The organism is Flaviramulus aquimarinus (assembly GCF_039543205.1).
GTDB lineage: Bacteria > Bacteroidota > Bacteroidia > Flavobacteriales > Flavobacteriaceae > Flaviramulus_B > Flaviramulus_B aquimarinus.
This window is the reverse complement of the sequence record NZ_BAABJH010000001.1, coordinates 996,177-1,008,655: the sequence shown is the minus strand read 5'-3', so window position 1 is coordinate 1,008,655 and position 12,479 is coordinate 996,177. Positions and strand designations below refer to the sequence as shown.

Below are 12,479 nucleotides of genomic sequence, written 5' to 3'. Positions count from 1 at the left end.
CTTATCATCTAAAAACCCAATGGAATAATACTTGCCTACAATTGTGTGAATTACGTATTGTTTTGAGTAGTTTTTTCTGCCTTTTTTTGTTCAATATATTCGAGTTCGTTAGAGTGTATTTTATTTTACTTTTCCTTAAATCCACTTATTTTTAGTTGACTTTCGATTTTTTTTATGTCCGCTTGTTCAAACACAGCTAAAAATGAAGAGGTATAATCTCCGAAATGGTCAGGATAAGAGGCGGTTTTATATTTTATTATTCCGCTATTTGGAAATTCCATATTCGTAACTTCGTTAAAATCCGTTTTATAAAAGTTAGATGAAGGATAAATTGCTCCATACACAAAATATCCAACGATTAAAATTGGTGTTAGAGCAAATATTCTTAATATTTTGTCAAATCCTTTTTTCTTGATCCACTTGTAAATCAAATATGAAATTACAATTGGAATTCCGACACCCAAAACTATTATGATAAAAAAAAAACGATTATTAATTCCATTCAGTTTTTCAGTATGACACACAATGTCAAGATAAAGTCTCGTTTGAATAACCTTCATCGATTGTTAAACGAAATTAGATAATTTTTCTGACAAAGTCAAGAAATTCCCAATTTGTGATTTTATAACGAACTAAAACTAACATTGGAATAATTTTTGTTTAATTTAGTGAAACTTCAATTTTTTAAATTGATTAGTTGATTCATTCTGATGACAATCAGAATACCATTAAAAAATTAAATCATGCGATTTTTAAAAATAGCCATCTTAGCAGTGCTCATTGTATCTTGCGCGCCAATCAGAGTAAATTACGACTTCGATAAACAAACTAATTTCCAGCAATACAAAACCTATAACTATTACGATGATATGGAAACAGGTTTGAGCGAATTGGATACAAAAAGACTTTTAGACGCTTTGGATGCTAAAATGACAACAAAAGGTTTTAGTCTGTCTAATACTCCAGACTTTTTTATTGATATTAAAACAAGGCAATATCAAGAAGCACAACGCCAGACAGTTGGTGTTGGCGTAGGCGGTGGTGGAGGAAACGTTGGTGGTGGTATTTCCATAGGCATACCGATTGGTCAATCTAAGATAAACCGTCAAATTACCATAGACTTTGTAGATGAAAACAAAAAACAACTCTTTTGGCAAGCTATTTGTGAATCAAATTATAACCCGAATGCAATACCAGGAGAGCGAGAGGAGCGCTTAATTGCAATAGTAGAAAAAGTACTAATGGCATACCCGCCAGCAAATTAGCTTAGTTTTTTACCAGTTTTTTACTAGCAATTAATGTATTGCTGGTATAGAAATTTGTAATGTAAATCCCTGGGCTTAAATGACTAATATCAATATTTTGGTTTTCGTAATTAGAAATAGATAGTGTTTTTACTTTTTTACCGTCAAGACTAACAATATCAACTTTTAGGTTTTGGTTGTTGTTGCTTTCAAACTTTAAATTTACAGACGTGTTTGCAGGGTTTGGGTATAATGAAATATTGAAATTGTTAACAGCACTTTCAATATCTTCAATACCTAAGGTTGAGTAATTTATTGTCCACGTAACAGTATATATATGAAAACTATTATGGTTGTCCACTTTAAGTAATGCAGTTGCATCATTCACCACCGTGGTTAAGGTGTTGGTGCCTTCAACCAAATCGGTTTCTAAAAGTGATACACCATCTACATTATTGGCTAAATTAGCGGCATTGAGTGTCCATTCGCTTTCTAAAGTATTCGGTATGGGCTTAATTAAATTAAGTTCAAAATTTAAAGGAAATGTAGGACTGTTAACGGTATTGGTATTTGGTGTATAAGAATCGATAGGCGACAATAAATCATGTATTTTTTCTATAATACCTTCTTGACATACCGCACAAAAAGGTTTGCCCAATACTTCCATTAAACATTCTTGGTGTCTGGGCTTATACCAGTCTTTTGGGTTACCACTAAAATCGAAATGTTGGTAGATATCAATATCGTTTGTTCCTACCCAATTTTTCCATTTTACTGCATTTGGGTTAGATTCTTGAGTCATATTAATACCCTCGGCAGCAAAAGTATCCCCTGGATAGTATTCGTCGTATAAATCAAATAGTGAATGCCCCATTTCATGTATGGTCACATCTGCTCCCCAATAGCCATTGTAAGCCATTGGGAATTCTCCGCCGCTACCACCATAATCGCTAGAATTCACAATGATAATAGCTTGGTCGTATTCGGGAAAATTAGAAGCTAATACAGCATTAATTTTTAATTCGGTGTTGTTGGCGTAATTACCATCAACTTCATAAAACAACCTTCTGTGAGCTCCATAAGAGTCATAAGTCGCATTAAAATAAGTGTCTACAAAGTCAGGAGTTAATCCAGATTCATCAACATCAGTAGCAGTGGCAGGATGGTCTGCACCACTTTCATTAGACGGTATTTTTATAGCGTATATATTAAAATAATTTTCATATGCTGTAAAAGGTGATAGTAGCAACATTTTATCTACAAAACTATTTGCATCAACCATAAACTGATCTAATTCTGAAGATAGATAGCCTTCACTAAGAATGACCAGATTAATCCGCTTGTCGTTTTCTCCAGAGTTTTTAATGGTTTCAACTGGAAAAACTTGAGCGCTTAAAATGGTACTGGCAAAAAGAATTGCAAAAAGTGTAATGTGCCTCATATTATTCTAGTTTGGTTTTTATGAGTTGTTTTACCGTATTTAAACTATCAACGATTTCGCTAATTTCTATAAACTTTGTGTCGGGGTGTAATTGTAGTTTCAAAGAAAGGTTTGCTCTGTTTTGTTCAATTTTTCGTTTTTCGAAACTAAGAGAATCATTAAGAATTTCAATAACCTTATTTAAAGGGTTTTTAATGTAGATGGTACTAAGCTCTGATAAACGATTACTTAGTTGGGTACATTTTAAGTCCCCCACAGAAGGTGTTTTTGTATATTTATTGTTAGAGTTTTTGAGTTTTCCCTCTGCAATTGTTTTGCTATGAAAATTGATGTTTTTTGTTCCTGATGCTATTTTTGTAATAGTGTAATTTAAAAATAGAAGTTTGGGGTTTTCACTTAAAATAATGTCTTTATTAACTGTGGGTTTTTTTGAAGCACAAGAAGCCATACTAAAAACAAACGTTAGTAAGAAAAGCTTTTTTATGTAATTACCACTTCTGGGGCAACAGTAATACATGTCTCTTTAAAGTTAGAACAATGCAAAGTTAAGAAAATAAAAAAAGAGGCTTATTAAAACCTCTTTTTGTTTAAGATAAATTAGCTAAGCAAGTCTTTATACTTGTCTTTATAACCATAAAGGACTAGAACATTTAAAACAAGTAATACTAAAGCTCCGGCAATACTTCCTGGTTCTAGTGTAGCATGAAATAATACGGCGTTTACAGAAATACTCATTAAAATTAAAGCTAATAAGGCTCCAAATTTGTTGAATATTAAAGCTAGACCCGCAACAATTTCAACAATAGCGACTAGCGTTAATGTTTTGGTGTTTACCAATGCTCCAAAATAAGCACCAGCATCAGCAGACATCTCTTCCATAGGAATAAAGTGTAAAAATTTGTTAAGTCCGAAAACTAAAACGAATAGTCCAAGAAGTATTCTTAGAATCATAAAAACTTTTGAATTCATAATGCTATATTTATTAGTTAGTGAATTGAAAGATAGTAAATTATAAATAAATCTTACAAAAACTTTGTCGAAACACAGTGGATTAACTAACCTGCTTTTTTATTCAATACTAATTCTAGTGCCTTTGCTATGGCTACTAAATTCTGGGGCATACATACTTTGTATTGTGGTAATACCATTGCTCATATTGCCTGCATTATTTACACGTAAATCATATTCAAAGACGTAGATACCTTTAGGTAAATAATCAAAAAAGAAGTTGGTGCTAGCATCTTTAGTGCTTTCGTAATACCCTAAGCTATCTTGCCATTTGTGTTTTGAAATTACATTTATAGGTTCTAAACCTGAAGCACGCATATCTTTCATATGAATGAACTCCATGTTTCTATCGCTTCGTAATTCTATGCGAACCCGAACTAAATCACCTACTTTTAAATTTGATTCTGAAGTTATTTCTGAAATTTCCTCACCAGTATCTGTATTGGTTTTAAGGAATAGTTTTTTCTTTAATTTTAGAGGTGTTTCGGCCGAAGTGATTTTATCTAAATCTTCAAAATACTGCCAGTATAAACTTCCCCAAGCTATACCATTTCCTTTTTTGGTAATTTTTATTTCTCCCATTTCTGGTTTAATTTCTGATGAAGTCCACGATGTTTTGTAATAGCCAGTTCCAGCTTCAACTTTTACATCTTTTAGTTTTGTAGAATCAAGTTGTTGATCACCTATAATCACATCAACCATATCGGTTACACTTAACCAATCACTACCTTGAAGCAATAAAGCGTATACAGCTTCGGTTGTAGCTTTGGTGGTTTTCCAGCGGTTTGTTTGCTTGTTTTTAAGTAACCATATTTTTAAATTGTCTATGGTTTCTACATCATTCTCAATTTCAGAAAATGCCTCAATTAAAAGGGCTTGGGTTTCAATTGGTGCTTGATACCAATACCATGAATTGGTATTTGCTTTCCAATACATGCCCAATTCTTTTGAGGTAATACTTGTTTCTTTTAAAGATTTTAAGATTGCGGAAGCTGTTTTAGCATCATCATTTCTATGGGAGACTAAAGCTATTAATCCTTTTGAATATAATGAGCGATTTAACCAATATTTCTGAATTTGCGATTGATAGTATGTTATAATAGTCTCAACTTCTTTTGACTTTTTAATGTTTGGATAAAAACTACGCATGTATAAATAATGTAATTGCGTATAGCTTAAATGATCTTTGTTTAAATCTACTTTAGCATCATATTTTCTAATATCGTTATATTCTTTTACAAATTGCATATCGAGGTATTTGATAGCTTTTTGAATCATAGATTCTTCGCTATCGCTCTGAATGACATTAAGTTGTTTAAGGTGTCCAAAACCAGTAATAATATGTTGTGTGATGTACCTGTTTTCTTGTCCACCATTAAACCAAGCCCAGGCTCCAGAATGCATTTGGTTAGATTTAAGCTTGTATATTGCCGAATGCAATTCATTATTCATTTTATTTAAATTGAATAATAAGGCAATGCGTTTTTTCTGTTCCGTTTCGCTTTGCGCATCACGTACCCATGGTGTTTCTTGAATTAAGATAGATTTAAGGTCTTGGTTTTTTTCTAAGTTAGAAAGTAAGGCGTCTGTATTTCTCCATTGATTGAATACCTCTTGAATTCTAGAATTAGAGTTGGTAATATGGCTCGCCAAAGCATTTCCATAATAGCGCGAAAATGTTTGCTCATTACATTCATAAGGATATTCTATTAAATAAGGTAATGCTTGCACAGCATACCACGCTGGATTGGAAGTCATTTCCAAAGTCAGTTTATGATTTTTAAGTGTTGTTGATATATTGCTTTTCAACTTATCTAAAGTGAATGTTTTGGTTTGGTTAGAACGAATCCACATCGGTAGGGTTTCAGTAACCAACATGCGGTTTGTTAAAACAGGTAGTGCATTTTGTTCGCCATCGCTATAATTTTTAGCTTTAGCAATGATTTTATACTGCACGGCCTGCACGTTATCTGGAATTGATAAATACCATGACACTTGGGTGTTTCCTTTAGCATCAACACTAAAGGTTTTATTGTTTTGAGAATTGTGAAGATTACTATTGATATCTTTTCCAGAAATAGCATCTGTCAATAATAAAACAGCTTCTCCTGATAATGCTTTGTCAGTTAAATTTGCAATTTTAGTACTTATGGTTATGTTGTCGCCTTCGCGTAAAAAACGTGGTACATTTGGTATGACCATCAATTCTTTTTGAGTTACTGTTGTTAAGGTTTTGGTGGCGTTTTCTAAAGTTTTGGTATGTGCTAATAATTGGAGCTTCCATTGGGTTAAAGCTTCTGGTGTTGTAAAGCTGAAACTAATATTTCCCGCTTCATCAGTTTTTAACTGTGGAAAGAAAAATGCGGTTTCTTGCAGGTTTTTGCGGATTTGGATGTTATCGAAATTTGAAATGTCCTCCTTTATTTCAGTTTTAGATTTATCATCCATTTCTACGGCAGCGCCTGTTATAATAACTTCTTCGAGATTAGAGCTATCACTTGATTTCATAAAAGGAATAGATTCTTCATCTTCCATTTCATCAGAAACAATTTGGACACCATCAGCTCTGCTACTAAAAGATTTTGAAAAATATATATTACTATATCCAAAATGAAACCCAAACCAATTTAACTGATCGTAATATTGTTGTGGGTAATTAACTCGTAATCTAGTATTATAAACTCTAAAATTACGTGTTCCAAAACTTGAATTTGCTTTGTTATGGCTAAATGCGGAATACGTTGGGTTTTGTATTGGGTTAAAATTCCAGTGATGTGTTTTGAATTGGTCTAAAGAAGCATCATACATGCCTGCTAATAATTCGGCACTTACTTTTTCACCGTAAGCTCCTTTAATTTTAAATTGCCAAGTTTCATCGGTTCCTGGTTGTAATTTATCTCTAAAGGTTACCGTTTCTATTTCTAAATTGGTTTTAGGGTAGGGTACACTAATTACCTGAGAACCTGATTGAAAACTATTAAACGCAGCAAAACTATAATGGATTACCAGTCCACCTAAATCGTTTTGCGTAACTGGAATGCTAATTGTTTTCTTGTTTGAGTTTAAGGTAATGATTTCTGTTTTTATGATGTTTTTATCTTTTTCTACAGATACTGTAACTGCTAAGTTAACAGCTGCCGACCCCATTGTTATATAGGCCGTATCTCCAATGTTGTACGACGATTTATCGGTTGTTATGTTAAATAGTTGTTTGTCTGCAACCGTTTTATCATTCTTGCTATATAGCGTTGTTTTAATTTCGTCTTTTACCAACTGACCAAATTTATCTTTGCTTTCTAAAGTGATTAGATATTGACCGGATTGCCATTTTTTAATTTTACCAAGATTGAGTTTTGTTGTATTTGCTGTGTTAAACGATGCTATAAATGCTAGTTTGCCCTTTTTCCAATGATTTGGATTTTGCGCATTATTATACATGTCATGTGGAAATAGATTTTTAAAATCTTCCTCAAAAAAATCTTGATAATCGGGTGCAGACCAAGGACGCGGTCTTAATACCGAATTTGGTGTTTGTAATTTGTAAATTTTAATTGTGCCTTTAGCAGGAACAAATTCGCCATTTAAGTTTTTGGTGTCAATAGTTATAGCATGGGTTTTTTTGCTTTTATCTAAAATGCCATCGATGCTCATGTTAGCGATTAATGCATGATAGCCAACATATACAATAGTAGTTGTACTTCTGGTTTCACCATTTAAATCGGTAACATCGGCTATTATTTCATAATTAAAAATAGGTGAATTTGTTTTATCTACGCTATTGTCAGGAATGGCCTTAAAGGTTATTTCAAATTCACCTTTATCATTGGTCATTGTTTCGCCATGAGTTATTTCTTGAGGGGCGCTATTTATCCAAGGTCTGTGCCAAAAAGACCATCTTGGATACTGCACTTTGCGGTGTACACGATATACTACTTTGGCATCGGTAATGTTGCTCCCAGCATAAGCTAAAGCCTTTCCTTTAACGGTTACGGAATCATTAATTTTAAACGTTTCTGCAACGGGTATGAATTTTGCTTCAAATTTTGGACGTTTGTATTCTTCTACCGAAATATTAGCATTGCCATCCAACCAAACTTTTTTGCAAGAAATATTTAAATTATAATTTCCAGTTAAACCATTATTTGGAAGTATAAATTTACCTTGAAATGAGCCAAATTCATTAGTGACAAAATCAATTATTTTGATTTCTTGACGGTTTACGTCTCTTAACATTACATTTAGTTTCATATTAGGCAAAACCTCAGATTTGCCTCTTTTAGTTTGCATTGCAATACCTTTAAAATAAATGGTTTGCCCAGGCCTGTATATGCTTCTGTCTGTAAATAAGAACCCTTTATAGCTTATTTTTTCTTGCTGCTGTTTGTATTGTTGGTTAATGTATAAATCTTCAAAATAAGCAACATCGTTTATGTGTTTTACTTTCAGTTTTACATTTCTGTACCAACTGTTATTTTTTTCAATTTTAATCTCACCTAAATTATTGGTCGTATAATTTTTTGTTGATATTTTATCACTATTCTTTTTATAATAGGATAATTCTACTTTAGCATTTGTGATTGCTGCACCATTATTTCTATTAATAATTTGAAATATTTTATGTTGAGGTGTTTCGGTTTCCACTAAAGCCATATTGGTAACTTGTATAGTGGCAAAAGCAAAAGTATTTGTGTCGCTTTTTAAAGTGCTAACAATTAAATATCTACCATTATTTAGTTTGGGAATTAAAATTTCGGTACTGTGCGTTTGATAATCTTGCTCATTTCTTAGCTTGCTATTCCATTGTTTTATAGCATTTAAGTTACTTATAAAGGCAAGTTGTTCATCTTTTCTATAGGTTTTGTTGAACTTTTGTAACTGACTCTCCGATAGCTTATATATATTGAATTTTAGTGAATCCAGATTTTTATAGCGTACGAGTAGGCGAGCATACTTTTTAATAGGAAGAAAATCTTCGGTAGTAATTTGAAGGGTTTGTTGTTCGATTTGAGATTTTAGGAGAGCACATTTTTCGGCACCTTTGCTTTTTTGGAATTTAGAAATAACGGCATTACAAATATCAATAGCTTCTTTCGCTCTCCAACGGTATTCATTTTTGGTCTCGACAGCTACCGGCATAGGCTGATATTTTTGACTTTGTTGGTTGTATATGGATGCTATTTCAAAATCATACAAACTAGAAACCTCATGTGCTTTTAATTGGTCGCTTTGGGTTTTATAAGCATCTAATAAAATAGTTTGTTTGTTACTAAAAGTGGCATGCTGTTTTACAAATTTTAGACGTTCTATATTTACATCTGCTAGGGCAAATGGTGATTTGTCCTTTAAATGAAATCGAATTAAATCTTTATAGATTTTTAAAGCATTTAATTGTAATGACGTTGAATCTCTAGACTCTATTTTTAAGGTTGAAAATGTTTCTGCATGACTTAAAAACTTTGGATTATCAATTTTAAATTTATAAGCAGGGTTGGTAATATGGGTTTCATTTGTTTTGTAAAATGTTAAAGCTGTATGGTTTAAAAAATCAAATAGAGTAGGTCTGTAAATTTTAGAACCATTATGTTCATTTAATAAAACACTAAAGCGTTCTAGAGGTTCCTGCTGGAGCATTAACCCATTTTGCAACGCGTTTTGGTAATGTATATGAATCTCATTAAAAAGGGTTTGTAAGTCCCAAGTTCTAAAGTCTTCAACATCTATTTTTTTAGAAGTTTTTGTTCTGTTGTAAAATCGCCATCTGTTTTGGTTAAAGTATTGCCAATACAAATTAGCAAGGATGCTTTCTAAAATGTTTTTAGTTGGAAAGTTACTAAGCGCAATTTGCTTTTTAAAATCATTAATAATGTTCAGTTGGGCATCTTTCTCTAAAATTAAAGCAAACTTGCTTTTAAAAAGCATGATTTTTATAAGTTGTGGATGGTTTTTGTCTTTTATGGCTTGCTTTTCAATAGCATCAACAATGTTTAAAGCAGATTTAGGCAAACCTTTAGTTTCAAATTGATTGACTTTTTCCCAAAACGATTCGTAGTTTGGTTGTTGTGCAATAGAAAAATTTGCAAAAAGTATAATCATTAGTATGGATAGTCTATGTTTCATTATATGCTGAATTTATTTCAGTAGTTCTGAATCTGTTTTTTAAAATACTTTCAAAAGCTGTACCAAAAAAAAACACAAATGAGAGAATTGTATTTTTGGTTGAGGGAAGGTAAGATTTTTATTAGTAAAATAGAAACAGTATTTTTGCGTTATCTACTTAATTGCTATGAATAAATTTTTGCTCCTGTTTTTATTTCCAATTATGGCAATCTGTCAATCTAATCTTGATGGGGTAGAATCACTTTTTCAAAAAAAACAATTTAAAAAAGCTGAGAATTTATTAGTTAAATTTTTAGAAGCAAATCCTAATGATCAACAAGCTATTGAGTTGTTAGGTGATGCTTATGGATATCAAGAAAGGTGGGATTATGCTATTGATACTTACGAAAAGCTAGTGATAGCTAACGAAAACAATGCCAATTATCATTACAAGTATGGCGGTGCTTTGGGTATGAAAGCTTTGGAAAACAAGTTTAAGGCTTTAGGTTTTATTGGCGATTTAAAATCATCGTTTTTAAAGGCTGCAGAATTAGATGAAAATCACATTGGTACGCGCTGGGCTTTGGTGGAACTATATATGCAACTGCCAAGCATTCTTGGAGGAAGCAAAAGCAAATCTTTAAAGTATGCGTATGAGTTAGAAAACATCTCTAAGGTTGATGGATATTTAGCAATAGGGTATGTTTACGAATATGATGACGAACCTGAATTGGCTGAAAAATATTATAAAATGGCAATAAAAGAAGGTGGATCATTAACCTGTTTTGATAAGTTGACAAAGCTTTATGAAAACGAAAATGAACCTCAAAAAGCCATAGGTACTATTGAAAAAGCTAAAGATAAGCACAAGCGCAACGCTCTGCATTACCAAATAGGTAAAGTGGCAGCAGAGTACAATGTAGAACTCCAAAAAGGCGAAGCGTGTTTGCATACCTATCTTAAAAACTATTCTGCCGAAGATGGTGTTCCTAAAGCATGGGCAAATTATCGTTTATCCCAAATTCACATGCATAAACGAAATAAAACTGAAGCCTTAAGATATATTGATATGGCTATTGCCGAACTTCCAAAAATAAAACCATTTAGAAGACAAAAGGAGGAGATTTTAAATCTCTAATATTTAGGTATTACTACACACTTCATCTACAACATTGCAAGTGGGCGAGCTTTCCTCTTCAATCCACAATGTAGGTTAATTAGTAGTTATGACTTTTAGTCTTTTCAAAAACATTCAATTTCAAGAAGAATCATTCGAGAATTCGTAACGAAAAAACTATATTTGAAAATCTTCAAAACAACATAAATGAACGTACATTTTATAGCTATTGGAGGTGCAGCCATGCACAATTTAGCTCTAGCATTGCATAATAAAGGCTATCATGTAACAGGAAGTGATGATACTATTTTTGAACCTTCAAGATCCAGATTAGAAGCCAAAGGCTTATTGCCCGAAACTTTTGGTTGGTATCCAGAAAAAATCACATCAAATTTAGATGCTATTGTTTTAGGAATGCATGCGAAAGAAGATAATCCTGAGTTGCTAAAGGCTCAAGAGTTAGGCTTGAAAATTTATAGTTATCCTGAGTTTTTGTACGAACAGTCCAAGCATAAAACCCGAGTAGTTATTGGAGGTAGTCATGGTAAAACCACCATAACATCTATGATTTTGCATGTGATGCATTACCATGATAGAGAGGTGGATTACATGGTAGGTGCCCAGTTAGAAGGCTTTGATGTGATGGTGAAACTCACTGAAAATAATGATTTTATAGTTCTTGAAGGTGATGAATATTTAAGCTCGCCGATAGACAGGCGACCAAAATTTCATTTATATAAACCCAATATTGCTTTATTAAGCGGTATAGCTTGGGACCATATAAACGTGTTTCCAACCTATGAAAATTATGTAGAGCAGTTTAGCATTTTTGTAGATTCTATTGTTAGCGGTGGAAGTATCAACTACAATCAAGAGGATTCCGAGGTTAAGCGTGTTGTGGAAGCTAGTGAAAACACGATTAGGAAACTAGCATACCAAACTCCAGATTATAGTATAGATAATGGGCAAACCTTATTAGTAACATCTGAGGGTGATTTACCGATAGAAGTTTTTGGTAAACACAATTTGAACAACCTTGCTGGGGCAAAATGGATTTGCCAACATATGGGAATTGATGAAGATGATTTCTATGAAGCTATTTCAACTTTTAAAGGTGCAAGTAAACGCCTGGAAAAGATTGCAGAAGGTAAAACCAGCGTAGCTTACAAAGATTTTGCACACTCGCCAAGTAAAGTTGAAGCCACGACACAAGCCGTTAAAGAACAATATAAAAACAGGACTTTAGTGGCCTGTTTGGAGTTACATACCTACAGTAGCTTAAATGCTGAATTTTTAAAAGAATATAAAGGTGCACTTGATGCAGCCGATGTTGCTGTGGTATTCTATTCGCCACATGCCGTAGAAATTAAAAAGCTGGAAGAAGTAACCCATAATCAAATAGCTAATGCTTTTGAGCGTGATGACTTAATTATCTATACCAATCCAGACGATTTTATAGAATTTTTATTTTCTCAAAACTTTGATGATAAAGCGTTATTGCTCATGAGTTCTGGTAATTATGGTGGATTGGATTTTGATGCGGTTAAGGGATTGATTGTATAAATTGTTTATC

General features: G+C 32.7%; 8 protein-coding genes. 3 read left to right on the top strand and 5 right to left on the bottom strand.

Annotated elements, in window-relative coordinates; all coding sequences use genetic code 11:
- Positions 1 to 125 precede the first annotated feature (125 nt).
- Positions 126 to 560 carry a hypothetical protein gene (locus tag ABD941_RS04740; RefSeq protein ID WP_345272880.1) on the bottom strand — a complete coding sequence of 145 codons (435 nt, stop codon included), beginning with the start codon at positions 558 to 560 and terminating at the stop codon, positions 126 to 128.
- Between the two features lie 183 nt (positions 561 to 743).
- Between ABD941_RS04740 and ABD941_RS04735 the strand changes: the two genes are divergently transcribed.
- Positions 744 to 1,265 carry a DUF4136 domain-containing protein gene (locus ABD941_RS04735; RefSeq protein WP_345272879.1) on the top strand — a complete coding sequence of 174 codons (522 nt, stop codon included), beginning with the start codon at positions 744 to 746 and terminating at the stop codon, positions 1,263 to 1,265.
- A 1-nt stretch (position 1,266) separates the two neighbouring features.
- Here ABD941_RS04735 and ABD941_RS04730 read toward each other — a convergent pair whose 3' ends face one another.
- From ABD941_RS04730 to ABD941_RS04715, 4 genes are all read right to left on the bottom strand, one after another.
- On the bottom strand, positions 1,267 to 2,685 hold the full coding sequence (locus tag ABD941_RS04730; RefSeq protein ID WP_345272878.1) for a T9SS type A sorting domain-containing protein: 1,419 nt from the start codon (positions 2,683 to 2,685) through the stop codon (positions 1,267 to 1,269).
- A 1-nt stretch (position 2,686) separates the two neighbouring features.
- The gene (locus tag ABD941_RS04725; RefSeq protein WP_345272877.1) at positions 2,687 to 3,202 is read right to left on the bottom strand and encodes a hypothetical protein; all 516 of its coding nucleotides are present in this window, start codon (positions 3,200 to 3,202) and stop codon (positions 2,687 to 2,689) included.
- A gap of 80 nt (positions 3,203 to 3,282) precedes the next feature.
- Positions 3,283 to 3,654 (bottom strand): DoxX family membrane protein, encoded by a 372-nt coding sequence (locus ABD941_RS04720; RefSeq protein ID WP_345272876.1) that lies wholly within the window; start codon positions 3,652 to 3,654, stop codon positions 3,283 to 3,285.
- 99 nt (positions 3,655 to 3,753) lie between these two features.
- Entirely contained in the window at positions 3,754 to 9,810 is a 6,057-nt protein-coding gene (locus tag ABD941_RS04715; RefSeq protein WP_345272875.1) for an alpha-2-macroglobulin family protein, read from the bottom strand.
- Between the two features lie 202 nt (positions 9,811 to 10,012).
- Between ABD941_RS04715 and ABD941_RS04710 the strand changes: the two genes are divergently transcribed.
- Both ABD941_RS04710 and ABD941_RS04705 read left to right on the top strand, forming a co-directional pair.
- Positions 10,013 to 10,927, top strand: coding sequence for a tetratricopeptide repeat protein (locus ABD941_RS04710; RefSeq protein ID WP_345272874.1), 915 nt, complete (start codon positions 10,013 to 10,015; stop codon positions 10,925 to 10,927).
- Positions 10,928 to 11,113: 186 nt separating this feature from the next.
- The gene (locus ABD941_RS04705; protein ID WP_345272873.1) at positions 11,114 to 12,469 is read left to right on the top strand and encodes a UDP-N-acetylmuramate--L-alanine ligase; all 1,356 of its coding nucleotides are present in this window, start codon (positions 11,114 to 11,116) and stop codon (positions 12,467 to 12,469) included.
- Positions 12,470 to 12,479 lie beyond the last annotated feature (10 nt).

What these genes read in the sequence shown, in the direction of transcription:
- ABD941_RS04705 (WP_345272873.1), top strand. Translation starts at nt 11,114, where the DNA reads ATGAACGTACATTTTATAGCTATTGGAGGTGCAGCCATGCACAATTTA.
- ABD941_RS04740 (WP_345272880.1), bottom strand. Translation starts at nt 560, where the DNA reads ATGAAGGTTATTCAAACGAGACTTTATCTTGACATTGTGTGTCATACT.
- ABD941_RS04735 (WP_345272879.1), top strand. Translation starts at nt 744, where the DNA reads ATGCGATTTTTAAAAATAGCCATCTTAGCAGTGCTCATTGTATCTTGC.
- ABD941_RS04710 (WP_345272874.1), top strand. Translation starts at nt 10,013, where the DNA reads ATGGCAATCTGTCAATCTAATCTTGATGGGGTAGAATCACTTTTTCAA.
- ABD941_RS04730 (WP_345272878.1), bottom strand. Translation starts at nt 2,685, where the DNA reads ATGAGGCACATTACACTTTTTGCAATTCTTTTTGCCAGTACCATTTTA.
- ABD941_RS04720 (WP_345272876.1), bottom strand. Translation starts at nt 3,654, where the DNA reads ATGAATTCAAAAGTTTTTATGATTCTAAGAATACTTCTTGGACTATTC.
- ABD941_RS04715 (WP_345272875.1), bottom strand. Translation starts at nt 9,810, where the DNA reads ATGAAACATAGACTATCCATACTAATGATTATACTTTTTGCAAATTTT.
- ABD941_RS04725 (WP_345272877.1), bottom strand. Translation starts at nt 3,202, where the DNA reads ATGTATTACTGTTGCCCCAGAAGTGGTAATTACATAAAAAAGCTTTTC.